Annotated in this window: 18 protein-coding genes and 1 tRNA gene; 13 read left to right on the forward strand and 6 right to left on the reverse strand. The window is 42.0% G+C overall.

Annotated elements, in window-relative coordinates:
- Positions 1 to 10 precede the first annotated feature (10 nt).
- Positions 11 to 1342 (reverse strand): exodeoxyribonuclease VII large subunit, encoded by a 1332-nt coding sequence (gene xseA, locus SJY38_RS02360; protein ID WP_064385295.1) that lies wholly within the window; start codon positions 1340 to 1342, stop codon positions 11 to 13.
- A gap of 146 nt (positions 1343 to 1488) precedes the next feature.
- On the opposite strand from xseA, the gene guaB reads away from it, so the two are divergent.
- Positions 1489 to 2958 carry an IMP dehydrogenase gene (gene guaB, locus SJY38_RS02365; protein WP_004586134.1) on the forward strand — a complete coding sequence of 490 codons (1470 nt, stop codon included), beginning with the start codon at positions 1489 to 1491 and terminating at the stop codon, positions 2956 to 2958.
- Between the two features lie 96 nt (positions 2959 to 3054).
- Entirely contained in the window at positions 3055 to 4632 is a 1578-nt protein-coding gene (guaA, locus tag SJY38_RS02370; RefSeq protein WP_024033152.1) for a glutamine-hydrolyzing GMP synthase, read from the forward strand.
- A 153-nt stretch (positions 4633 to 4785) separates the two neighbouring features.
- Here the strand turns inward: guaA and SJY38_RS02375 are convergent, their stop codons facing one another.
- Positions 4786 to 6384, reverse strand: a complete 1599-nt coding sequence (locus SJY38_RS02375) for a BCCT family transporter (RefSeq protein ID WP_348689179.1) — start codon at positions 6382 to 6384, stop codon at positions 4786 to 4788.
- A 704-nt stretch (positions 6385 to 7088) separates the two neighbouring features.
- Here SJY38_RS02375 and SJY38_RS02380 point away from each other — a divergent pair.
- From SJY38_RS02380 to rimI, 3 genes are all read left to right on the forward strand, one after another.
- A tRNA-Trp gene (locus tag SJY38_RS02380) sits at positions 7089 to 7165 on the forward strand.
- A gap of 64 nt (positions 7166 to 7229) precedes the next feature.
- Complete coding sequence (locus tag SJY38_RS02385; RefSeq protein ID WP_286744172.1) at positions 7230 to 7535, forward strand: hypothetical protein; 306 nt, start codon at positions 7230 to 7232, stop codon at positions 7533 to 7535.
- Positions 7522 to 7989, forward strand: coding sequence for a ribosomal protein S18-alanine N-acetyltransferase (rimI, locus tag SJY38_RS02390; protein ID WP_286744170.1), 468 nt, complete (start codon positions 7522 to 7524; stop codon positions 7987 to 7989). The genes SJY38_RS02385 and rimI overlap by 14 nt, the downstream gene beginning before the upstream one ends.
- A 48-nt stretch (positions 7990 to 8037) precedes the next feature.
- Here rimI and SJY38_RS02395 read toward each other — a convergent pair whose 3' ends face one another.
- Positions 8038 to 10710 (reverse strand): ATP-binding protein, encoded by a 2673-nt coding sequence (locus SJY38_RS02395; RefSeq protein ID WP_054982743.1) that lies wholly within the window; start codon positions 10708 to 10710, stop codon positions 8038 to 8040.
- A 428-nt stretch (positions 10711 to 11138) separates the two neighbouring features.
- On the reverse strand, positions 11139 to 11807 hold the full coding sequence (locus SJY38_RS02400; RefSeq protein WP_377109250.1) for a TetR/AcrR family transcriptional regulator: 669 nt from the start codon (positions 11805 to 11807) through the stop codon (positions 11139 to 11141).
- Positions 11808 to 12046: 239 nt separating this feature from the next.
- Between SJY38_RS02400 and SJY38_RS02405 the strand changes: the two genes are divergently transcribed.
- From SJY38_RS02405 to SJY38_RS02435, 7 genes are all read left to right on the forward strand, one after another.
- Entirely contained in the window at positions 12047 to 13555 is a 1509-nt protein-coding gene (locus SJY38_RS02405) for an efflux transporter outer membrane subunit (protein ID WP_377109251.1), read from the forward strand.
- On the forward strand, positions 13555 to 15099 hold the full coding sequence (locus tag SJY38_RS02410; RefSeq protein ID WP_377109252.1) for an MFS transporter: 1545 nt from the start codon (positions 13555 to 13557) through the stop codon (positions 15097 to 15099). The genes SJY38_RS02405 and SJY38_RS02410 overlap by 1 nt, the downstream gene beginning before the upstream one ends.
- 24 nt (positions 15100 to 15123) lie before the next feature.
- Positions 15124 to 16158 carry an HlyD family secretion protein gene (locus SJY38_RS02415; protein ID WP_064385284.1) on the forward strand — a complete coding sequence of 345 codons (1035 nt, stop codon included), beginning with the start codon at positions 15124 to 15126 and terminating at the stop codon, positions 16156 to 16158.
- Positions 16159 to 16447: 289 nt separating this feature from the next.
- A complete protein-coding gene (gene prfC / locus SJY38_RS02420) occupies positions 16448 to 18037 on the forward strand; it encodes a peptide chain release factor 3 (protein ID WP_004586154.1) in 1590 nt (529 codons plus the stop codon).
- A gap of 62 nt (positions 18038 to 18099) precedes the next feature.
- Positions 18100 to 19842 (forward strand): arginine--tRNA ligase, encoded by a 1743-nt coding sequence (gene argS / locus SJY38_RS02425; protein ID WP_248442783.1) that lies wholly within the window; start codon positions 18100 to 18102, stop codon positions 19840 to 19842.
- A 633-nt stretch (positions 19843 to 20475) separates the two neighbouring features.
- Positions 20476 to 21114, forward strand: a complete 639-nt coding sequence (pdxH, locus tag SJY38_RS02430) for a pyridoxamine 5'-phosphate oxidase (protein ID WP_096739178.1) — start codon at positions 20476 to 20478, stop codon at positions 21112 to 21114.
- 12 nt (positions 21115 to 21126) lie between these two features.
- Positions 21127 to 21894, forward strand: coding sequence for a TatD family hydrolase (locus tag SJY38_RS02435; RefSeq protein ID WP_154945618.1), 768 nt, complete (start codon positions 21127 to 21129; stop codon positions 21892 to 21894).
- Here the strand turns inward: SJY38_RS02435 and SJY38_RS02440 are convergent.
- Positions 21861 to 22481: an AhpA/YtjB family protein gene (locus tag SJY38_RS02440; protein WP_096739180.1), complete on the reverse strand. Its 621-nt coding sequence runs from the start codon at positions 22479 to 22481 to the stop codon at positions 21861 to 21863. The two genes, SJY38_RS02435 and SJY38_RS02440, sit on opposite strands and share 34 nt — an antisense overlap.
- Before the next feature lie 151 nt (positions 22482 to 22632).
- Between SJY38_RS02440 and serB the strand changes: the two genes are divergently transcribed.
- Positions 22633 to 23649, forward strand: coding sequence for a phosphoserine phosphatase SerB (gene serB / locus SJY38_RS02445; RefSeq protein WP_377109253.1), 1017 nt, complete (start codon positions 22633 to 22635; stop codon positions 23647 to 23649).
- Between the two features lie 182 nt (positions 23650 to 23831).
- Here the strand turns inward: serB and SJY38_RS02450 are convergent, their stop codons facing one another.
- Entirely contained in the window at positions 23832 to 26309 is a 2478-nt protein-coding gene (locus SJY38_RS02450; protein WP_286741795.1) for a PilZ domain-containing protein, read from the reverse strand.
- Between the last annotated feature and the right edge of the window lie 49 nt (positions 26310 to 26358).

Raw genomic sequence — 26358 nt, forward strand, 5'->3', positions numbered from 1 at the left:
TGAAAGGGCTTTACAACACCGTTGATTTTATAGCGCCATCGGCCAGCTCTGTAATTAGCACGTCACCCGTTTTAATGTGATCTACCGATTTAACCACTTTGCCTTGTTGGGTTTTGGTTATGCTGTAACCGCGCGCTAAAACATTAAGTGGGCTTACCGAGTCAAGCCTACTCGCTTGCAGCGCTAAGCTATTTTGCGCGTGTTGCAACTTGTGCTGCATTGCTTGTTCAAGCCGAGTTTGTATCTGCATAAGCTGATGGCTGGCCTGCGATAACTTTTTATCAGGCGATTGACGCATTAAACGCGGGGTTAAATTATTAAGCGTGCGCTCTTGTTGGTAAAGGCGATTGCGCATGCCCTGTTGTAAGGCAATAGTTAGCTCATCTAATCGCTGCGCTTTTTGATTAAGTTGATTGCGCGGATGACACAAGTTAAGCCGGTGCTGTAACTGTGTTGCTAGTGCGCGCTTATCGGCCATATCGTGTTTAAAGGCATTATTTAAACGGTTAATGAGCTCAATAACCTTACTATGTAGCTCTTGCGTGTTAGGGCTGACAAGTTCAGCGGCTGCTGAAGGCGTTGCTGCGCGTACATCGGCTACGTAGTCACTGATGGTTGTGTCTATTTCGTGGCCTACCGCACTGACTATGGGTAATTCACTTTGATAAATAGCTCGCGCAAGCTGCTCATGGTTAAAGCACCATAAATCTTCTAACGAGCCACCGCCTCGCCCTACAATAAGTACGTCGACCTCATTGCGTGCATTGGCTAACTGTATTTGGTTAATTAAGTGCACATGGGCTTCTTTGCCTTGCACCATGGCTGGGTAAATAATGACTTCTAATTGAGGTGCGCGGCGTTTAAGTACGGTTAATATATCTTTTATAGCAGCGCCCGTTGCTGAGGTTATTACACCTACACGGTTTATATTTTGCGGCAGTGGTTTTTTATAGGCCGAACTAAACAACCCCTCAGCGGCTAGGCGCATTTTTAATGCATCAAACTCTTGCTTAAGCTGGCCTTCACCGGCAGGTTCCATATGCTCAACAATAAGCTGATAATCACCGCGTGGTTCGTAAAGTGAAACACGGGCTCTTACTGTTACTTGTGCGCCGTTTTCGGGGCGGTAACTTTGAGAGCGGTTATTGCCGCGCCACATAGCCGCTTTAATTTGTGCTTTTTCATCTTTTAATGAAAAGTACCAGTGCCCAGAAGCAGGGGTAATGAAGTTAGAAATTTCGCCTGTTAAAATTAGCGATGCAAAGCCCTGCTCAAGAACTGTACGAATCTCTCTGTTAAGGCGCGATACGGTGTAAACCGTTTGCGAAGGCTTCGAAAACATAAAAAACAACCTAAAACTATTATGAGGCAAGTTATAAGGCAAGTTTATCATAAATATTTGCGAAATATTATTTACGAATGCCCACAACGCTGTTAAAATTTGGCCGCAATTCCTTATCTTAGATCCACATGTGAGAAGTTGCCAAAATGCTTAGAATCGCTAAAGAAGCTCTTACCTTTGATGACGTACTTTTAGTACCTGGTCATTCTACTGTTTTGCCACACACGGCAAATATTTCAACTCGCTTAACGCGTGGTATCAAACTTAACTTGCCGCTTATTTCAGCATCTATGGATACTGTTACAGAAGCTCGTTTAGCTATTGCCCTCGCGCAGGAAGGTGGTCTTGGTTTTATCCATAAAAACATGACCATTGAAGAACAAGCGAGAAACGTACGTAAAGTTAAAACCTACGAAGCAGGTATTGTGTCATTCCCTGTTACTGTGTCTGCCGATTTAACCATTGCAGATGCAACGCTTCTTTCGCAAGAAAAAGGGTTCTCGGGATTCCCGGTTACTGATAGCGAAAATAACCTACTAGGTATTGTTACTGGTCGTGACATGCGTTTTGAAACGAAGCTTGAACAGCCTGTTTCTAGCGTTATGACTAAAAAAGACAAACTGGTAACGGTTCAAGAAGGCGCATCGCGCGAAGAAATTTTAGGTTTAATGCACGAACACCGCATTGAAAAAATCTTAGTGGTTGATGATGCGTTTAAACTAAAAGGCATGATCACCGTAAAAGATTACCAAAAAGCGCAAGACAAACCACATGCATGTAAAGACGAGCTAGGTCGTTTACGTGTAGGTGCTGCTGTTGGTGTTGGCGCAGGTACTGATGAGCGAATTGCTGCATTAGTAGAGGCGGGTGTTGATGTTTTACTTATCGATACTTCACACGGCCACTCACAAGGTGTTATTGACCGTGTTTCTCAAACTCGTGAAACTTACCCAGATTTACAAATTATTGCCGGTAACGTGGCTACAGCCGAAGGCGCAATTGCCCTTGCTGATGCAGGTGTGGATGCGGTTAAAGTAGGTATTGGCCCAGGTTCAATTTGTACTACGCGTATTGTTACAGGTTGTGGTGTGCCACAAATTACGGCTATTTCTGATGCGGTAGATGGCTTACAAGGGCGTGACATTCCAGTTATTGCTGATGGCGGTATTCGTTTTTCTGGCGATATTGTTAAAGCATTGGTTGCGGGTGCATCGTGTGTAATGGTGGGCTCAATGCTTGCTGGTACTGAAGAAGCGCCAGGCGAAGTTGAACTTTACCAAGGCCGTTACTACAAATCTTACCGTGGTATGGGCTCATTAGGTGCGATGGATCAAAAAGAAGGTTCGTCGGATCGTTACTTCCAAAAATCTAACCAAGCTGACAAATTAGTACCTGAAGGTATTGAAGGTCGCGTCGCTTATAAAGGCCCAATTGCAACGATTATTCATCAGCAAGTGGGTGGCCTTCGTAGCGCAATGGGATTAACGGGTTGTGCCACCATTGAAGAGCTAAATACTAAACCGCAGTTTGTACGTGTTACATCTGCAGGTATGGGTGAGTCGCACGTTCACGATGTGCAAATTACCAAAGAAGCGCCTAACTACCGCTTAGGTTAAACAACACGTTTAAATTACGGGGCTGGAATTACCAGCCCTCTTTTATAGCCACTAAGCAAATTAGTGGAATCTAGCATCTACTTTACGAGATCCTTCATGAGCAAAGATATTCACGATTCACGAATTCTAATTTTAGATTTTGGTTCGCAATACACTCAATTAATCGCGCGTCGTATCCGCGAAATTGGCGTTTACTGTGAGCTGTGGGCATGGGATGTGACCGAAGAGCAAATTCGCGAATTTAATCCACAAGGTATTATTTTATCTGGTGGCCCTGAGTCAACCACACTAGAGAACAGCCCGCGTGCACCTGAATACGTGTTTAACGCTGGCGTGCCAGTGCTGGGTATTTGTTACGGCATGCAAACCATGGCAGCTCAACTTGGCGGCAGTGTACACAGCTCAGATAAAAAAGAGTTTGGTTATGCACAAGTAGAAAAAGTGGGTAACTGTGCATTATTCGATGCAATTGAAGATCATATTACCGATGGCGGCAACGGCGTTTTAGACGTGTGGATGAGCCACGGCGACAAAGTAATGGAAGTGCCGGCAAGCTTTAGCACTACAGCTAAAACACCAACGTGTCCGCATGCTGCTATGTCTAACGAAGAAAAACGTTTTTACGGTGTACAATTTCACCCAGAAGTAACGCACACTCATCAAGGGCAACGTTTATTAGAGCGTTTTGCAATTGATATTTGTGGATGTGAAAAGCTATGGACACCTGCCAAAATTATTGATGATGCTATTGAGCGCATTAAAGAAACCGTTGGCGATGACGAAGTTATTTTAGGCTTATCAGGAGGTGTTGATTCATCTGTTGTAGCAATGCTGATCCACCGTGCAATTGGCGAAAACCTAACATGTGTATTTGTTGATAATGGCTTACTTCGCTTAAACGAAGGTCAGCAAGTTATGGACATGTTTGGCAATAAATTTGGCTTAAACATTGTTAAAGTAGACGCTGAGGAGCAATTTTTAGCTGACCTTGCAGGCAAATCAGATCCAGAAGAAAAACGTAAAGCCATTGGCCATACGTTTATTAATGTATTTGATGAGCAAGCTAAAAAGCTTAAAAATGCGAAGTGGTTAGGTCAAGGGACTATTTACCCAGACGTAATAGAATCAGCCGCTTCAGCGACAGGTAAAGCACACGTAATTAAATCTCACCACAACGTGGGCGGCTTACCTGATGACATGAAAATGGGCTTAGTTGAGCCATTACGTGAATTATTTAAAGACGAAGTACGTAAAATTGGTTTAGAGCTTGGTTTACCGTACGACATGCTTTACCGCCACCCATTCCCAGGGCCAGGTTTAGGTGTTCGTGTACTTGGCGAAATTAAAAAAGAGTACTGTGATTTACTACGTCGTGCTGATGCTATCTTTATTGAAGAGCTACACAAAGCTGAGCTTTATCATAAAGTAAGCCAAGCGTTTACTGTATTCTTACCTGTTAAGTCGGTAGGGGTTATGGGCGATGCACGTAAATATGATTGGGTTGTATCACTACGTTGTGTTGAAACTATCGACTTTATGACGGCGCGTTGGTCACATTTACCGTATGAGTTTTTAGGTGTGGTTTCTAACCGTATCATCAACGAAATTGACGGTATCTCACGTGTTGTTTACGATATTTCTGGTAAACCACCGGCCACTATTGAGTGGGAATAACACCCGTCTTTACTAATGGTTAATGCCTTTTAGATAGCAAACATAGTTTTGTTATCTAAATAATAAAAAGTCCGCTTACACGGACTTTTTTTATGCCTAAAAACCGTTAGCTCTTGCCCACTAAACTCATTAAGTGAAGTGAGCTAAGCGGGTTTATTTTGCAGGAACGGGCGTAGGTTGCTCGGTTTCTGTAAGTAGCCCTTTAACTAGGCTAATACAGCCTAAAATTAAAATAATAGTAAAGGGCAGGGCGGCAATAATAGTAATGTATTGCAATGCTTGGATTGAATCGGTGCCACCAATCCACAGCATTAACATAGCAATAATACTGGCAATAACGGCCCATACTAGCTTTTGCTTTATAGGTACTTCTAGTTTTCCGCCTGATGTAAGGCTATCTATCACAATAGAGCCGGAGTCGAGGGTGGTGACAAAAAAGATAATTATTAACGCCACAGCTAAAAGCGAAAGCAGCGTACCAAATGCATAAGCATCTAGCATATAAAACAAGCTAAGCGTTACATCTGTAATGCCTTGATTTGCGCCAAGTACCCCAACTTCATTTATAATTTGATCAATCGCAACACCACCAAAAACCGACATCCAAGCAGTAGTCACAAGGGTAGGAATGAGTAATACATACACTAAAAACTCGCGTATGGTGCGCCCTTTTGAAATACGCGCTACAAACATACCAAAGCAAGGTGCGTATGCAACCCACCACGCCCAATAAAATACAGTCCAGCCATGTAACCACTGTGTATCTTCTCGGCCGGTGCTTGAGCTTAGAGGTATGATATTTTTAACATAACCTATTACGGCCGTGTAGGCAGAATCAAGTACCGTGGTAAAGTTTAAAATAAATACCAGCGCTAAAAACACAAATGCTATGCCCATATTTATATTACTTAGGAGTTTAACGCCACCATCCATACCGCGCACAATAGAGAGGATAGCCAAGCTCATAATTAATAAAATAATGCCTTGTTGTAATAATAAAGAGCTTTTAAAGCCGAGCACGTGGCTAATACCACTGGCAGCTTGTGCCCCGCCTAAGCCTAACGACGTAGCTAGACCAAAAAGGGTTACTAATACCGCCATTACATCGATAACATCACCTAACTTGCCCCATACTCTATCTCCTAAAAGCGGATAAAATATTGAGCGCATAGAAAGCGGTAAGCCTTTGTTATAAACAAAATAGGCTAGGCATAAAGCGGTCATACCGTAAATTGCCCACGCGTGCAGACCCCAATGGAAAACAGTAGCCCCTAAAGCCATTTCTCGGCCTTGCTCGGTAAAGGCTTCTGCATTAAGAGGCGTGCCAAACCAGTCGGTGTAAAAGGCGGTGGGCTCTGCCACGCCCCAAAAAATTAGACCAATACCCATGCCTGCAGCAAACAGCATAGATACCCACGATAAGGTTGAATAGTCTGTAGTTGCTTTATCGCCGCCAAGGCGAATTTTACCCAGCGGTGAAGCGGCAATACCCACTGCAAACAGCAGTAATATATTGGCGCCCCACATAAATACGTAGTCAAAATTAGTTAGTGCGGCATTTTTTATTGAGTTAATCGCCTCTTTAGCTTCGTTAGGCGAGAGTGCAAGTAGAGTAATTATAAAAAGTAGAGATAGGCCAATAGAAACAGAAAATACATTAGTATGAATATCCATGCCCCATTTGCTAACGTTATCTTGTCCTACTTGGTAATCGGTTGAATCGATACTGTATTTTTTTGATTTAAACTTCATATAACACGGCGTGAACTACCAGCAGCTGCTAATAGTAAAGCTCCTCCATATTTGCATTGTGAATGACCCGCGTAAGTAAGATACATGATGAAATATGCAATTAGGTGGTAATACCAATCGACTTAAATACTTAGTCTTTCTAGCGAGCTAAATAAAGCGCTAACAGCGTTATAAATTTCTCAGGTAGAGCAACTACATGTAAAAATTAATGCCTTGTAACCGCTCTATTTATCTGTCGCTATAAGCGACTAATAACTTAACACGATTGGTATAACGCGGATCCCCTAGACGCTAAATTGTATCATAAATGCTGCCAATGTTATTGACTTGTTTATGTATACAGCAACTCAACCAAGCTAAACCGCTATAAAAATAACTAGCAGCAAGTGTAAATACACCATGCTACTTAAAGTATTTAACACTTAAGAAGGAATTTACAACATAGCGTTTGGGCTAAGCGTAGGTAAAAACAGTACCGCAGTTATTAAGCTTGCACGGTTTTAAAGCATACACTGCAGTTTTAATTACGCTAAGCTGAGCAGCATTTATTTTTTAAAGGTAAGTAGCTGTTAAAGTTAAAGTGGCTTTACAGCGCTATTTAGTTTGCTAATTCAGCGTTTTGTATAATTAAAAAGCAGTTAAACTAAAAAGTTAATTTTTTACTTTACCTTTTCTAAAAGGTCTCTATAATTCGTCGACATTGCAGGGGCGTAGTTCCAATTGGTAGAACAGCGGTCTCCAAAACCGACGGTTGGGAGTTCGAATCTCTCCGCCCCTGCCATTTCTTCTTTACATCGTTTTTATTACTTCATATATTGTTCTAGTGTTTAATCTACTGAGTTGTTATGCATCCACGTTACGCAGCTATTTTTGGTATAGAAAACCTTGAACTAAATCAGCATTATCGTCCTAAAAATACTGAGACTACTTTAGCCGTTTCACAAAGCACTCCAGCTGAGCCTTTAGCGCTGAGCAAACAGTTATTAAGTGATATACGTTTAAGTGCACCTTCTTTAACAATTAATCATGTTTTAAAAGGGCCAGACATACAGTTAGCCGACGATAAGCTTACACTACCAACCTCACAGCTCAGTGCTTCTGATAAGCGCGCTTTATGGGCTTTAATGAGCACACACCTTGATAAACTTTAAACCTGTAAACGAAAGCGCAATAGCACAATTAATGGCTATTGAAACTGCCTGCCACTCTCATCCTTGGTCTCTTAAAACAATGAGCTCTTGCATGGGCGGTCGTTACTTTAATTTAGCGGCGTTTGATGAAAACACCCTGGTAGGTTTTTATATAGGTGAAAAGGCCGGGCCTGACTTTACCCTTATGGATATTTGTGTAACGCCCAGTGAGCAAGGTAAAGGTATTGCAAGGCAGTTACTTAGCCAGTTTATTGAATATGGCGAGCAGCAAAATGCTGAAAACCTTTTTTTAGAAGTACGCGAATCAAACGCGCGTGCAATAACGCTTTACGAACATGCTGGCTTTACGCAAATGTCGGTACGTAAAAACTATTACCCAAGCAATGAGCCCTCTAAAAATGGCTATGAAGACGCCATACTAATGGGTATGGCGCTTAACTTAGGGTTTAGTTAAAGGGTTAAATTAAGCGCTAAATAAACCTTTAAAGTAAAACACGTATTTTTAGGCTGTTTCTTTACTTTTAGCTATGGTTTGCTCAATAGCATTAATTAAATTTACAATTAATGTGGGGCGCTGCGCTTGGTCATTACTAAGCAGGTTTTCTTCTAGTAGCGCTGCACTGTGGTAAATATCGTCAAAATTAAAGCAACCAGCACTGCCTTTTAAGCTATGAGCTACACTTCGAAGTGCTTCTGCATCGTTACTGGCTTTTAAGCTGTTTACCTTTTGCAGGTAACTTGGCAGGTTAGCCACATAGTTATCGTTAATTTGTTGAAACTTTTCACTTTTTAGTAAACTATCCCACTTGTTCTGATTATCTTTTTCAAGGTTTAAGTAACTAACTAGCACGTTTTCAAGCGCGTCTTTATCAATGGGTTTTGCCAGCGCTTTATCGCAACCTGCCTCAATGTATGTGTCTATATCATGGTTCATTACATTGGCAGTAAGCGCGATAATGGGCCCATCGTAGGCTGCATGACGTAGCATTTTAGTAGCCTCAAGGCCGCCCATTACAGGCATTTGCATATCCATAATAATTAGCTGGTAGTCGTTTACTAACGCCATTTCTACTGCTTGTGCACCATTGTTAGCCATATCTGGCTCTAGGCCCCAGGTTTGTAATAGCAGTTTTATAAGTAGCTGGTTATCGGGGTTATCTTCGGCAACTAATATGTTGGCATCAAAACTAGAAGTGGCAAACGACAAGAAAGGGTCTTTTTCTGGAATAAGCTGTGCTTGCTCAGTTAAAAGCTCTAGTGACTGTTTAGGCTCGTTAATATGGCAATCAACGGTAATAGCAAAGCGACTGCCTATGCCAATTTCGCTTTTTAAAGTAACATCGCCACCCAATAACTGCGCTAAGTTTTTAGAAATACATAAACCTAATCCTGTGCCTCCAAAGCGGCGCGTGGTGGTGGCATCGGCTTGTTCAAAAGGTTTAAATATACGCTCTATTTGGTGCTCAGACATACCAATACCGGTGTCTTTAACCACAAATTCAAGCTGCTGCTTACTTTGCAAATAATGCACACAAATTGATACTTTGCCTTGTTCGGTAAATTTTACGGCATTGCTGGCTATGTTTATCAAAATTTGTTTTAAACGCGTCATATCACTATAAATAGTGCGCGGTAATGGCAGCTCGTAATGAATGCTAAACCCGAGTTGTTTTTCGTGTGCTAGCGGTTCAATAATTGATTCTATATCGTGAACCAGCTGCACTACATTAAGGGGGGCTTGCTCTACAGCGAGCTTTTCTGCTTCTATTTTAGATAAATCGAGTATGTTGTTTATTAGCTCTAATAAGTGTTTAGAGTTGCGTAAAATGGTATTTAAATGCTGTTTGTCGTTAACCACTTTATCGTTAATTAATAACTGCTCGGTAAAGCCCATAATGGCCGTAAGTGGGGTGCGAATCTCGTGACTCATATTTGCTAAAAAACGGCTTTTAAGCTGGTTAGCTTGCTCTGCTTGAGCTATGGCAAGTTCAAGCTGGCTGTTCATCGCTTCGAGCGCTTTAGTACGGCTTTCTACTTTGTCTTCTAGGTGGTGTTTATATTCTTCTAGCTGTTCTTGGTAGTGTCTAATTTGGTTGATCATGTGGTTAAAATCGTTAAACAACACCCCAACTTCATCATTTGTATGAGCAGGTAAATTTACCGATAAATCACCATCACCTACACGGTGGCTGGCGGCCCCTAAAAGCTCAATTGGGTTTAGCAGTAAATTGCGCACAACCACAAAAATAAGGATGGGCAGGGTGATCACCGAAATTATCACAATTAAGCCTGTGATTAAGCTAATTGCCTTACCCGATTGATAAAGCACGCCTTTTGGAATGGTTGATACAAAGTAATAACCGCCACTCATTTGTACAGCAAATATCATTCTTTCTATTTTATCTATGCTCGAAAGCTCTATCGTCGAAAGGGTGCCTACATCGGCTAAATCGTGAACCTGTTCAAGCTCGTGCTCGGTAATATATTGCCCGCGTAAGCTGTAGTCTGAGCTAAATAAAATTTGCCCGTCGTTGGTTAGCAGTAAATTAAGGGTGTTGTTATAAGGTGCTTCTAAAATACTCGTGTTTAATATAGAGGGTTCAACTTGCAATACTATAAAGCCAAGTTGTTGTGGGCGTTTTAAATAGTAATCAACACTTTGTACGCGCTGTACAAAAAATAAGTTGGTGGTGCCGTCGTTGTTTTGCACCATAAATTGTTGTTGGCGCAAATTACTTTGCAGTACTTGCTTAAAAAATGGGTATGACTGCGGTGCGGTTGTTAAATTATTAGAATAATACGCGTCACTTTTACCACTGGCCGAGACTAAGTTAATACTAATTATATCTGGGTAGGCTTCGCTATAACTGGCAAAAACATCCATTAGTGCCCCTAAGCGGCGGGTATAACTGCCATCAGCATGAATGTCGTTTGATAAAAAATCGTTTAAAACAGGCGAGGTAGACAGTAGTTTTGCTGTTGAATGAAACGAGTCTATGTAGTTGAAAACCTTTTGCTGTTGCTGCTCAACAAAGCGACTCATTATAAGATCAGCCTGCTTTTGTGTTGAGTTGGTTACGTTAGTTAATGTAAAACCACCTAAAAACAACAAGGGTAATATAACAAGCGGGGTTATATACCATAATAATCGAATACTTAACTTACTGGTTTTCATGACCAAACTACTTATCCTCCGTGCAATCTAGCAATGATATGCGTTACGACTTTATTACACAAGAAGCGTAAGCTGATTTGGGTTAATTTAGCGTAAAAAAAGTGTGTATATAATTGGTTTAAATACGGCTAGTGAGCACCGAAAGCGAGATTATCTTTTAAGGCGCTATATTTAGCTTTGTTTTAAATAAGTTAGCGGCTGCGCTGCTTGGTTTTTTAATTATATAGCTAACAGTGCAGTATCAATGCCTGTCATAAATTGAGCGCAAGGGGTAAACCCGTAGCGCTATTTTTATATTTATTAGTGTTTAGCACAATGCATTAAAATATGCGTTGTTAGGGCATTGGCATTAAGGGTAATTTAGCCACGCTTAAAATTAATGCGTGGCTTTAAAATGCTATTTATTTAAAGTATTACACATTTAAAAATTAGTTCTTTTGAGTGTGAGCCGTACCGTAAGAGCGCACTAAAAAGTTTATTGCTACTTCTACCCAGCGGTCTATATCTTTTTTAAGCACAGGCTGATCGGGGTGAGTTAAGTACATTAAATGTAGCTCACTGCGCATTAAGGCAACAAATAGGTTAGTGGCTTCTTCAATGTTTAATTCTTCAAAATCAAGCTCTTTAGATTCCACTGCCGCTTTTAAATAATTAGAGACCTTGCCTTTTACCACCCGCGGGCCAGAGTTATAAAACATATGACCTAGGGCGGGTAGGCGGGGGGCTTCAGCAACAACAATTCGGTATAGAGCCATTGCTGTCTCTGATAGAGCGATTTGTAAATAAGCATGCCCAAGGCGGCGTAAGTTTTCTGTTAAGTTGCCTGGCTTAAACGTTATATTATCGATTGATGCTGTAAATATTTCGCATTCACTTTTAATGACCGCTAAAAATAAAATTTCTTTATTTGCAAAGTGAGCGTAAACCGTCGATTTTGATACGCCTGCCTCACGTTGGATCATGTCGGTGGTTGCACCATTAAAACCATGAATTAAAAATATTTTACGTGCAGCATGTAATACCGTTCGTGCTTTTGCGCCAAGCTCTAATTCACTTGGAGGCAGAGTGTTTTGGGCATCAGTAAGCGTTTTTGTCATTACATTTCACCTTGACATAATGTTAAATTAAGCCTAGCATATCAAACCGAGCGGTACAGTTCAATTTGAGCTTTAAGTTAAGGGTGTTTTTTGCAGCTGTTAACTATCGGTATTACCCTGTTTAAATGTATTTAAGGTGTGACTAGGCAGCAATTAGCGTGCTTAGCTTTTTTTTGCTTATCACTCGAACCGAGCGGTACAGTACATAAATAATTGTGTTATTAATTTAGGATTTAAAAATGGCTAATCAGTGTCTTAATAAAAGACTTTTTAATTATTCGCGGCATTCAGCTATTGCGCTTACATTAGCTGCGGCTTTGTCGGGTTGTGTAGTGGGTCCTAACTTTGAAGAGCCTAATACAAATATAAACAACGATGCTATAAAGCCAACTCCCGAATTTACTCAGCTACAAGGCGGTAATGCTGAATTGGCGTGGAATTGGTGGACAATTTTAAACGATCCTATTTTAACGGAGCTAGAGCGCAAAGCACAGTTAGGTAATCTTGACTTACAGCTAGCATCAAGCCGAATTGCCCAAAGCCGCGCGGCATTGGGTATTGCATCGGCAGACCGCTTACCCAGTGTATCTGCTGGGTTTGACTACAAGCGCGAAGGGCTGAGCGAAAATGGTAAGTTTGTTGCACTCGGTGCGCCCTCAGACCCTGATAACTTTTGGCAGCTTGGTTTTGATGCCAGCTGGGAACTTGATTTATGGGGCCGTAATAAACGTGTTGAAGAAGGGGCCGTCGCTATGCTGCAGGCCTCTTTGTATGCGCGTGAAGCCGCGCGTGTTAGCTTAGCTGGCGAGGTGGCTAAAACGTATTTGTTACTGCGCAGTGCACAAACGCAGCTCAACATAACACACGAAAACAAAACCATTGCAGAGCGTGTGTTAAAGCTTGCACAAAGCCGCGAAAAAAACGGTGTAAGTACACGTTTTGAAACAATTAGTGCAAAAGCAGAGCTGGCAACAATTAATGCTGCGCTACCAGAGCAAACGCAGCGCCGTAATGTGTTAATGAACGCGCTTGCGTTGCTAGTAGGTGAAAAACCACGTGCCTTAAATACTTTGTTAGCCGAGCGTATTGCTGCGCCTGTTATGCCAAGCGAAATCCCTTCGGCTATTCCATCAGAGTTTGTGAAACGCCGCCCAGATATTTTGCAAGCGCAAGCAAACTTACACAGCGCTGTTGCCGCTATTGGCGCGGCCGAAGCGAATTTTTACCCACGCATTACTTTAACGGGCTCATTAGGAGTTGAAGGGTATGCGCAGAGTGATTTATCAACCTGGGATTCACGTGTTTTTTCAGTGGGACCAAATGTTTATTTGCCTATTTTTCAGGGTGGGCGCTTAAAGTCACAGCTTAAGCTTACTAAAGAGCGCGAGAAAAACGCGGCATTAACGTATCGTCAAACTGTACTAAAAGCGTGGCACGAAGTTGATAACGCAGTAGATGGCTGGGCTGCGCAGCAAAATCACCATCACAAAGTTGAAATTGCCCACGACTTTAATAAGCAGGCTTTACAAACCGTTGAAAGAGCCTACCAGCAAGGGGCAGCCGACTACCTTAGTGTTTTAACGGCGCAACGTAATTTATTAGCAAGCCAAACTAAGTTAAATAACAGTGCAACCAATGCCTCGATTGCGGTTGTAAATTTGTATAAATCTCTCGGTGGTGGCTGGAACCCAGACGCGCTACCTGAAAGTGCGCTTGCGCCCATGTCAGCCAAGGCGGAGGGCGAGTAATGAATGCAGTCACGATTAATGTGCCTGTACAAAATGCAGCACCTGTTGCTAAGCCCGCAGGGCCATCAAAACAAGCACTCGCTGGGCTATTAGGCATTTTTATTGCCGCTATGATGGCGGGTTTAAATAACCGAGTAGGGGCACTTGGATTAGCAGATGTGAGGGGCGTAATAGGGGCTAGTTTAGACGATGCCTCTTGGCTTTCAAGCGCCTATACCGTTGGGGAGCTAATCGCTATGCCTTTTGCTTCTTGGTTTGCCATTACGTTATCGGTTAGACGCTTTCATATTTCTATGGTGACTATATGTGGCGTTATTGCGGCAATTTTGCCTTTTATTCATGATTTAAACTTATTAATTGCGCTGCGTTTTGTGCAAGGGGTAAGTAGTGGCGCGCTCATTCCTATATTAATGATGGCTGCACTTAAATTTTTACCCCCTAACATACGTTTACACGGTTTAGCGCTTTACGCCATGACCGCTACATTCGCCCCAAATTTAGCTATTTGGCTAAGCGGGCAGTGGGCTGATGTGTTATCGGACTGGCGCTGGATTTACTGGCAAGTTATTCCGCTTTGTATTATTGCGGGCTCACTAACTGCGTGGGGGCTCCCAAAAGAGGGCGTTAAATATGCGCGCTTTAAAGAAGGAAACTGGTTAGGCCTAGTGTGCGGCGTATCGTCTTTGACGTTAATTGCCATCGCGCTTGATCAAGGTGTGCGTTTAGATTGGTTTAATTCATCGCTTATTAGTGTATGTTTTTTTGGTGGGCTAATTTTATTTGGCTGCTACGTATTAACCGAGTGGCATCACAAAGCGCCGTTTATGAGACCGCAATTATTAGGCCGACGCAATTTAGGTATTGGCTCTGTACTGCTTACCATGTTGTTAGTGGTGTTGATGTCGGGCTCAATGTTGCCCTCAACCCATTTAGCCAATTTGCATAGCTATAGAGCATTACAGCTAGCGCCAGTAGGGTTATTAATTGCGCTACCACAACTTGTACTTGGCTCGGTAGTGGCACTGCTTTTATACAAAAAATGGGTAGACGCCCGCATTGTGATGTCAATTGGATTATTTTTAATTGCGCTGGCCTGTTTTAGCGGCGTACAAATTACGCCTTTATGGCATCGGGATCAATTTATCACAGCGCAGCTGTTGCAAGCATTTGGCCAGCCCATGGCAGTGGTCTCTATTTTATTTTTAATGACCAGTGTACTAGACCCAAGCGAAGGGCCGTTTTTTTCGGGAACCATAAACACATTACGTGTGTTTGGCTCGCTTATTGGCGGGGCTGTTGTGGGGCAGCTATTAACGGTGCGCAGTCATTTTCATAACGAAATGCTATTAGATCGCGCCTCACTGGTCGGTAATTCATTGGCAAACACCATACCTAATGAGCAATTAGGTGGCGTTATTGCCCAGCAATCGTTAGTGATGTCGGTAGGTGATGCCTACTTGGTGCTTGGTGTGTTAGCACTTGTATTAATTCCGCTGGCGCTATGTATGAACTTTGTACCAGCCCCGAATCTTAGTAAATCTTAAATTTTAATCGTTGAGTAATATATTATGGCCTTACCAAAAGTAGTTAAATTAACCGTTGTAGCAACTATACTTGCCGTTGTTGCAGGCAGTATTATTTATCTTAATAAACCGGAGTCGCAAAGTGCAACTCAAACAACTGACGATGCCTACGTGCAAGCCGACTTTACCTTTGTGGCGCCTCAGGTATCTGGCACGGTAGATCAAGTACTCATTAAAGATAACCAGCGAGTACAAAAAGGCGATTTAATTGCCACCATAGATAATCGCGATTTTGTAGTGGCCCTAGATTCTGCTAAAGCCCAAGCTAATAGTGCTAAAGCAAGTGTAGCTAGCTTGCAAGCTAAGTTAACTTATCAAGATTCGTTGGTACAACAAGCGCAAGCTGCGGTAGAGGCCGACACTGCATCACTTAAATTAGCGCAGTTAAATTTAAAGCGTTATACCAACTTAGCAACCGATGGCTCAGGCACTGTGCAAGCACGAGAAGAAGCACAAGCAAAGCTGGCTATTCAAAAAGCAAACTTGCATAAAAACCAAGCAGGCCTTGCGGCAGCAAAGCAGCAGATTGAAATTTTACGTGCCGATATTGAAAAAGCCAAAGCTGTGCTTGTACAAGCTAAAGCACGTGTAGTAGATGCCGAACTTAAGTTATCGTACACCCAAATTACAGCGCCTATTGATGGCATAGTTGGCCAAAAATCGGTGCGTGTAGGGGCGTATGTAAACCCAGGCAGCCCGCTATTGGTTGTTGTACCCCTTGATAAAGTGTTTGTTAGTGCAAACTACCGTGAAACTCAACTAGCTAATGTAAAAGTAGGCCAAGAAGTTGAAATAAAAGTAGATGCACTACCAGGGCAAATTTTACGTGGCCACGTTGATAGCCTAAGCCCTGCCAGTGGCGTGAGCTACTCAGCCATTGGTGCTCATAACGCCACGGGAAACTTCACCAAAATTGTGCAGCGTTTACCGGTTAAAATTAGCTTAGATGCAAACCAGCCGGCGCTTAAGCAGTTACGAGTAGGTATGTCGGTGGTGCCAAGTATTTCAATAACGCAGTAGCACATTGCGTTAATTACAGGGCCAGTAACCATGTTGCTGGCCCTTAAAATTAGTTACTCCTTCCTTTTGCATATAAAGCCAAGATATTTTTGAGTTAGATAGCACACTTTTATACCGACTCCTGTTACAATTGCCACTATTAAAAAATTAGCTATATGGCGTTAATTGTTGTCAATTTATTCACACTAAATTGCTCAAAGCCCAGTTAATAACGATCAACTTAACGGGTTGCCTTGCATACACTCAATGTTATGCATGTAACTTGGCATCAAACTAAAAGAACTTATTAATGGCAGACCAGAATATTATCAACGAAATTAGCAAGCGAAGGACTTTTGCAATCATATCGCACCCAGATGCTGGTAAGACCACCATCACCGAAAAAGTACTTTTGTTCGGACAAGCGATTCAAAAAGCCGGTACTGTAAAAGGCCGTGGCTCTAATCAGCATGCAAAGTCTGACTGGATGGAAATGGAAAAAGAGCGTGGTATATCGGTTACTACCTCTGTAATGCAGTTTCCGTATAACAATGCGCTGGTTAATTTACTTGATACCCCTGGACACGAAGACTTCTCAGAAGATACTTACCGTACATTGACCGCGGTAGATTCGTGTTTAATGGTTATTGATGCCGCAAAAGGTGTAGAAGAACGTACCCGTAAGCTAATGGAAGTTACGCGCCTACGTACCACGCCTATTGTTACCTTTATGAATAAGTGTGACCGTGATATTCGTGACCCAATGGAACTACTTGATGAAGTAGAAACAGAGCTAAATATTGCCTGTGCGCCTATTACTTGGCCAATTGGTTGTGGTAAAGAGTTTAAAGGTGTTTATCACATTCATAACGACGAAGCTGTTTTATACAAAACAGGCCAAGGTCATACTATTCAAGAAGTTCGCACTGTAAAAGGCCTAGATAACCCAGAGCTTGATACCGCCATTGGTGAAGAACTCGCTGAGCAATTACGTGAAGAGCTAGAGCTGGTAATTGGTGCCTCAAATGAGTTTGATCTTGAATTGTTTTTAGCAGGTGAGCTTTCTCCGGTGTACTTTGGTACAGCCCTTGGTAACTTTGGTGTAGACCATGTACTTGATGGTTTAACGCAATGGGCACCAACGCCATTACCGCGCGAAACAGATGACCGCCAAGTAATCGCAACAGAAGAAAACTTTACCGGCTTTGTGTTTAAAATTCAGGCCAACATGGACCCTAAACACCGTGACCGCATTGCCTTTATGCGTATTGTGTCGGGTAAATACAGCCAAGGCATGAAAATGAACCACGTACGCCTTGGTAAGCAAATTAGTATTTCTGATGCGGTAACCTTTATGGCGGGCGATCGTGAGCGTGCAGCAGATGCGTATGCGGGCGATATTATTGGTTTGCATAACCACGGTACCATTCAAATTGGCGATACCTTTACGCAAGGCGAAAAGCTTAAATTTAGCGGTATTCCTAACTTTGCGCCTGAGCTGTTTCGTCGTATTCGTTTGCGCGATCCACTCAAACAAAAGCAATTATTAAAAGGCTTAGTACAACTTTCTGAAGAAGGTGCTGTACAGGTATTTAGACCGCTTACTAACAACGATTTAATTGTAGGCGCGGTAGGTGTTCTTCAGTTTGACGTAGTTGTAGCGCGCTTAAAAGCTGAGTACAACGTAGATGCAATTTACGAAGGCGTAAATGTAAATACGGCACGTTGGGTAAGCAGCGACGATGTTAAAAAGTTTGAAGAGTTTAAACGTAAGTGCGAAAGCAACTTAGCACTCGATGGTGGCGATAACTTAACTTACATAGCACCGAGCCGTGTAAACCTTAACTTATCGGTAGAGCGTTACCCAGAGGTAACCTTTAACCATACGCGCGAAAACTAGAATCGACTGACTAAAGTTAACTGAAAGCCTGCTATGGCGGGCTTACAAAGGTAAATAATATAATGAACATTCGTACTATTTTAGTAGAAAAAGCCATTGCCGCCATGACCGCAGCAGGCCTACCAGAAGACACAAACCCAGCTGTTACACAAAGCACACGCCCACAGTTTGGTGATTACCAAATTAATGGAGCAATGGGCGCCGCTAAAAAAATGAAAAGCAACCCACGTGAGCTTGCGCAAAAAATTATTGATAACCTAGATGTAACCGACATCGCTGAAAAAACAGAAATTGCCGGCCCGGGTTTTATTAATATTCATTTAAAGCCTGAGTTTTTAGCCAACAGTGTAAAAGCAGCTAACAGCGATGCAAAACTGGCTGTAAACGAGCACGCAAACCCGCAAACTGTCGTGGTAGATTACTCATCACCTAACCTTGCAAAAGAAATGCACGTAGGCCATTTGCGTTCAACCATTATTGGTGATGCGATTGTACGTGCGCTTGAATTTAGAGGCGACAAAGTCATTCGTCAAAACCACATGGGCGATTGGGGCACACAATTTGGTATGCTAATTGCGCATTTAGAAGATCAAATTAGCCAAGGCGTAGACTTAGAGTCGGTAGCGCTTGCTGATTTAGAAACGTTTTACCGCGATGCTAAAAAACGTTTTGACGATGAAGAAGGCTTTGCCGATAAAGCCCGTGACTATGTAGTTAAACTACAAGGCGGCGACGCGCACTGTGAAAAACTATGGAAGCTATTTATAGCGACCTCTGTTAAGCACTCTGAAGAAGTTTACAAACGTCTAAACGTAACGCTTACCCAAGACGATATTATGGCTGAAAGTGCTTACAACAGTGAGCTTAACGATATTATTAGCCTGTTAAAAGATAAAAACATAGCGGTAGAGTCGCAAGGCGCACAAGTGGTGTTTTTAGATGAACTTGCCAATAAAGATGGTGAGCCATCGGCGTTTATTGTGCAAAAATCTGGCGGCGGCTTTTTATATGCAACCACCGATTTAGCCGCGTGTAACTACCGCTCAAATACCTTAGGTGCTGAGCGTATTTTAATATTTGTTGATGCACGCCAAAGCCTTCACTTTAATCAAGTAGAGCTTACCGCACGTAAAGCAGGCCTTTTACGCGATGAAACAAGCTATGAGTTTTGCCCGTTTGGCACCATGATGGGCGCCGATGGTAAACCATTTAAAACCCGTACAGGTGGTACAGTAAAACTTGCTGATTTACTTGAAGAATCAATTAGCCGTGCAGCAACAAAACTTGCTGAGCGTGAATCTGATTTATCAGATCATGATCGCAGCGAAATTGCGCGTAAAGTAGGTATTGGCGCTGTTAAATACGCTGATCTTTCTAAGCATCGTACCAGCGATTACATATTCAACTGGGACACCATGTTAAGCTTTGAAGGCGCAACAGCACCTTACTTACAATATGCTTATACCCGTGTGCGCAGTATTTTCCGTAAATCAGGTGTCGATGCCGCTACGCTAAATGCAGATGTAGCTATAGCCGAGCCGCAAGAAAAAGCACTCGCGCTTAAACTGCTACAGCTTGAAGAAGTCCTAGATTTAATGATCTCTGAGGCTACTCCGCACGTACTATGTAGCTACTTATACGAGCTAGCTAGCCTATACATGACATTCTACGAAGCCTGCCCAGTACTAAAAGAAGGCGTAGAGCCAAACGTACGTGACAGCCGTTTAGTGTTATGTAATTTAGTGGCAGATACGCTAAAAACAGGATTGGATTTGTTAGGCATTGAAGTCATGGAGCAAATGTAATCACCGTCGTATTTTAACCTAATACTGCGTTATCCACCCCAACTTACCCTAATCACATACAAATCGTATGCTCATAGGGATAAGTAGGAGGTGGATGCCTTGTCTTAGGCTAAACTACATAGGTGAACCTTCTGCTGCGTGTAGTTCGCTTTGACTGCGTTGTCGTGCTTTTTTAGCCTAAGTCACATACTAACTGTATGCTCCTTGGCATAAAAAAGCACTTCGCCTTGTCAGCACTCCTACACTTGCAGATATCTGAGTTGTGTAGTTCGCTTTAGCTGCGTTGGTAAAACTATTCAGCCTAAGTCACATACAAACCGTATGCTCCTTGGCATAAATAGTTTTACCGCCTTGCTAGCACTCCTACACTTGCAGATGATTTTAGGCTTTACTTGACGAACTTTTGTAAGTTGATCATTTTGTAGCTGATAGCTGATAGCTGATAGCTGATAGCTGATAGCTGATAGCTGATAGCTGATAGCTGATAGCACCGTAGGTTGGGTTGAGTGAAACGAAACCCAACATTAACCAAGCACTAACCCAAAATATAAAATTGTTCTTATTACTGATTACTATTAATTGCCTGACCTTACTTACCCACATACGCTTTAATAAACAGAGAAGGATTTGTTTATGAAACTCGAAGACATCCGCCGTGAATACCTGCAAGACGCGCTAAGCGAAGATAACTTGCAAGATGATCCATTCAAACAATTTGAAACCTGGCTTGAGCATGCTGTGGGCAGTAATATTCCAGACCCAACGGCCATGGTTGTGGCAACGGTTGATGAAACCGGGCAACCTTCACAGCGTATTGTATTGCTAAAACATTTAGATGATAACGGGTTTGTATTTTTTACTAATACCGGCTCACGTAAAGCGCAAGAGCTAAAAGGCAATAACAAAATATCGCTACATTTTCCGTGGCATCATATGGAGCGCCAAGTGATTGTATACGGTGAGGCAAAACCATTACCGACGGCTGCAGTCGCTAAATATTTTTTATCGCGCCCTAAAGAAAGCCAATTAGCAGCATGGGCCTCAGCGCAAAGCAGGCCGGTCTCATCGCGCAAAGTGCTTATGGAAACCTTTGCCAATATGAAGAGTAAATTTGCTAATGGTGAAATTCCATTGCCTGATTTTTGGGGCGGTTACTGCGTAGTGCCTACTAAAATAGAGTTTTGGCAAGGCGGCGCACACCGTTTACACGACCGCTTTATATATCAGCGCCAAACCGATAATAGCTGGCAAATAACACGTTTAAACCCTTAACCGGTTTACGCTGTGAAGTTTATAGACTCCCACTGCCACCTCGATTTTACTGAGTTTGACGCAAACCGCGGATCACTCATAAAAGAGTGTATGGCTAAAGGTGTTGAGCGCTTTGTTGTGCCAGGTATTAGCTTGGCGCAATCTCAGCAGCTAATTGAATTTAAAGCTAAATACCCACAAGTACATATTGCCGCAGGGCTTCACCCTTACTTTTTAGATGAGCATAAAGATGCTCACTTAGCGCAGTTATTCGATTTTGCAAAAGCCAATAAAAAGCAGCTGGTGGCAATAGGGGAGTGCGGGCTTGATAGAAGTATTGATGACCTTGAAAAACAAACCAGCCTATTTGAGCAACACATCACCCTTGCTAACGAGCTCCAGCTGCCGCTTATTGTGCATCACAGGCAAAGCCATGATTTAATTGCGCATGCGTTTAAGCGCTGCAAGCCAAAATATGGCGGCGTGATACATGCATACTCAGGCTCCATGCAACAAGCACAGTATTATATTAAACAGGGCTTTAAATTAGGTGTAGGTGGCGTTATTACTTATGAACGAGCAGCAAAAACCCGTGATGTAATTGCTCAAATAGAACCGCAGCATTTAGTGCTTGAGACGGACGCGCCCTCAATGCCATTAAGTGGCCATCAGGGAGAAATTAACACCCCTGCGCATATTCCTGCTGTATTTGAAGTTTTATGCAGCTTAAAGCCAAATAGTAATAAAGCCGAACTTGTTCAGCAGCTTTACGATTCTTGCTCTGAGGTTTTTTGCATATAGCGATTTACCTGCCAACGTTTTAGGCCTCGCCCTAGCTGCCATGTAAAAATACAGGCTATTACTAGCATTAATAAAACTTGCCTGCCTAAATCATGAAAGTGATTGTGGCTGTCAGATATCGCCGCGCGGGTTAAATAAGTAATAGATACAAAGCCTAAAGGCTTATCTATGTCGCTTATAACAGGCTCAACAAATGGGGTTTTTAGTTTACTAATCCCTGGGGTGGACTCTGGCAATTGGCCAAATATATGGTGCGATTGCCAGTGATCGCTGCTGGCTATAAGTACGCCTTGCTGATCGTATATTGTGGCTGAAAGTACAAACTCGTCTTTGCTTATATCATTACACAAAGCTCTAAGCTGTGGCTTATTTTTAGCAAGCAATGGCTCTTTAGCATTAAGAGCCATAAATGAGGTTAAGCTTTTGGCAGTATTATCGGCACTATTATAAAGTAGTTGGTGGCTTTCAAAGCTACTGTTAACACCTACAAAACTCAGTAATACAAAACAGCCCGCAGCCAATAACAAGCGAACGATTCGCTTTCTTTGTGATGCAGACAAAGGGCTTTTTATATGGTTATTTTTCATAGTCACCGTATATGCTACTGACAGCATTTTGATTTGATGTTACAACTACGCTAACTATAACCTTAAATCTACCCCGATGGCGAATTTAGCGTTATGAATACCCTAATTGATACGCCAAATTAGAAAAATAAATAACAAACACGGAGAACCCATGTCGCAAATGAACATGGCACAGCCAGCTGCTGAGCAAGCATTACATTCTTTAACGCTAAACACATGGTTTGATTACAAAGAAGGGAGTTTTACTCCTGCTCAAACAATACCAGATAAAACCGTTGGGTTATTTAGTATTGCGTTTGCGGGCGATTTTGAACTGAAGCATGTAACGAGTATTATCGACTTTCTAAAAACGCACGCGCTTAAAGTAACCGCTGTATGTCAATATCAGCCCGACTTAGGGTTAGCCCCAGCTCTGTGTTTTTATAGCCCAGAGGCAGAGCAAAAAATTAACCCGCTTGCGCTAAGAGAGTTTGCAAACAAGCTTGATTTTCAGCTAGTGCAAGTTACAACGCCACCTAACCTATATGAGCCAGGGTTGCTGGTTATGGATATGGACTCTACCGCCATCACCATAGAGTGTATTGATGAAATTGCACGTTTAGCAGATGTATATGACGATGTGGCTTCGGTGACCGCGCTTGCAATGGCGGGCAAACTAGATTTTAGCGAAAGTTTAAATCAGCGTGTAGCAAAGTTAGCCGGCATAGAGCAAAGCTTAATTGAAGACTTAAAAAACACCTTACCATTAATGCCAGGTATTAAAGCGTTATGCCAAATTTTAAAGCAGCATAATTGGTATCTTGCTATAGCATCAGGCGGGTTTGTACCCTTTGCCGAGCGTGTGCAGCAGCTGATTAATTTAGATGAAGTACACGCTAATGTGCTTGAATTTGCAAACAATAAACTCACAGGAAAAGTCTCTGGTGCCATTGTTGATGCGCAGCAAAAAGCGGTTGTTTTAGAAACACTGCAGCAAAAGCTGGGCTTAGCAAATACGCAAACGGTAGCCATTGGCGATGGTGCAAACGATTTGCTAATGATGGAAAAAGCAGGGTTAGGTGTTGCCGTACATGGTAAACCAAAAGTGGTGGAGCAAGCTCAAGCGGCTATATGTCAGGGCTCGTTACTGCAATTGTTGTATATGTTGGCTATTCCCTTAAAGAAGTAACCTGAGAATAACCACCAAAATAAGTTATACCAATCGGGTTAAGTTATTTAGAGCGACAGATAAATAGCGTGATAACAAGGCATAAATTTCGACATGTAGTTGTTCTATTTGAGAAGTTTATAACGCCGCTAACGCTTTATTTAGCACGCTATAAACTTTTAAGTCGATTGGTATTAAGCCGCTTAGCGCAAGCGGTTTAACCATAACAGCTTTCTGCGGCCCATTTGAGCGACCTGCTTTTGATCTAACTCTAAATGGCTAAGCGCTTCGTCGGTTATATCTACAATATCACCCACCCCAGATACTGCCCACAGCGCTTCTTCTATGTCTTTTGCTTTGTGCATTGCATATTGGCTTACATATTTAAGTTCGTTTGATAGGTAGTCTGTATCTGGGCGACCCGTTCGCGATAAGTACAAGCGCATAACAAATACCAGCTCAGATTTAACGCCTGCGCTAATTTGCTCACTAAAGCTTGAATAGTTTTCGCCTAGTACGCATTGGCTCGTCACAGCCTTTTCAATGTTATCTTGTTTAGGGTCAAAATTAATTGCGAGTGTAAATGGCAAAGGCGGGTCTTGTCGGCTACGATCTTTAATGCTTGGGGTGATCACATCAATAATTTGTTGCTGCGTTAAAATATGGCTTAGGTCAGTTTTATTATTTAATAAGCCAAAATTTTGTAAAATCACGTGAATTGGGCTGGCATATAAACCAAAACCTATGGCACCTGGAATAAAGTGGCTTGCTTCTTTATGTAAATAAAGCGGGAATTGGCACACACTTTTGGTCACCATATTTCTCAGTGCGGTAGAAAGGCCTTCTATTTTAGGGGCTTCTTCAGACACTTTTAATTTATCTTTATTACTTTGAATTAATTGGGTAAAAAAGTTAACCCCTGCATGTGGTAAGTCAGCAACTCTGTTGGCTTTTAAATTAATGGTCGTTAACGACTTACTAATTGCCATCACTTCGTATTTAAGCTCACTTAAATTATGCTTTTTAGTTATTTTTTGTAAATCGGGGAAAGACAGTAAAACAATATCACCTTTTTTAAAGCTAACCGGCGAGTCTGACTCTAATTGCAAGCCCATAACCGAAAAATCCCGAGTATGAGCCTGATACTGCTTATCCTCAAACGTAAGCTCGGCAGGTGTTTTATATAAGTATCGTTTGTGAGAGCGTAAGTTTACATACTCTAGTGGCACAATATCTAAATAAGGAGGCTTATTATGCTTAGCGTGGCCAAAATGTTTAAGCTGGTTAACTAACGCCTTATCGTAGGGCTGCTTCTTATAATGCGCTTGTTCTTCACTGTTGCCAATGGCGGTTAAAACCGCAATATATTTTACATCTTTTATAAGGCCTGCCACTCTTGGAGAAGGTGGCTTATTAAGCTTTTCTATGTTTTTACCCGCCGAATTAGGCAACGATAATGGAATAAACGAATCATCAGGGTGGCTTGGCATAACTTGTAACTTAAAGCATTGCCAACTGTCTTTTTGGCTACCAAACCCTAAAAACAGGTTTCTTAATTTAGGGTTGTTATTAAGCTCTGTACGCGTGGCTGAGTAGTAATAGATTTTTCCTGCAGAAACATGAGTAAACGTATATAAGTAATCTTCTTTTACTGCGTTTACTTGGGTAAGCATTTGGCTAATACGTTGATTATTTAAAATGCTATATAAGCAGGGCACTTTTCGTTCATCAGTAAAATAGCGCTGAATAAAAATATTATTTTCAGTGGTTAGGCTTAAACTAGGAACAATTTGTTCGCCTTTTTTACTTAAAAACACGTATAAAGAGGTAACGCGCGGAATATAATATTGCTCATAACCCTTTGAAACCACTGCATCTAGGGTGTTATCTAAGTTCACTTTATAGCGGCGTTTATTACCGTTTATAAAGCTATCTAAAAAATTATCGAATGCTTCATTTTTTTCTATAAAAGTACGCTTTAAACGAATGTGGTTATATTCACGAGATATGTTTTCTACTGCAACTACTTCATATTGAATGCCATTTTTAAGGCCTAGCTCAAAATCTTGCTCAAGCCCTACTAGCCGCATGGCAATTAGCTGCCCTTTTTTTATAATTTGGCGGGTAGGAAGCTTAATTTTACAACCACTCAAAGAGATATCTGAGGTACTCGCGGCAATGTTTTTCTTATCGTTGTACTCAATTTTAACTTTAATCGAGTAGTTCATTCGCTCCTCAGAGCGGCTTTCATAAGAGGCAAATTTTATTACGCTGGTAGTCAGAGTGTCGTTTTCAACTTGTGTATCACTTTGCTCTTGTGCTTGTTTTTGTAGTACGCGATGGTTGTTTTCGGTATTCATTACCGCTTCGTATACCGCTAAAGTATAGCCGCCGTGTTGTTTTAAGGCTGCCTCAAATACTTCTATGGCGGTGTCATCCATAAAGTGTTGTTTACCATTGTGCTCATACGGGCGAACTTGGCCTGTTACTAAGCCTCGCAGGTCAACAAAACGGGCAACTGGCTGAGATAGGCGCGACATTTCCATTTTCATTAAAAACTGCTCAGGCTTTGTTAAACCTGCTGTTTTAGATTTGAAAATTAGGTCGAACTTTGCGTTACCTAAATAGGTTTTTAGCTCATTTACGAGGTCTTCGTGTTTGAGCAGTATGTCTTCAGCCATTTATAAATCGTCACCGTCTAATTGAAAAGTAGGTATACTGTAAAGTCCA

The organism is Pseudoalteromonas sp. R86517 (assembly GCF_042466295.1).
Taxonomy (GTDB): domain Bacteria; phylum Pseudomonadota; class Gammaproteobacteria; order Enterobacterales; family Alteromonadaceae; genus Pseudoalteromonas; species Pseudoalteromonas atlantica.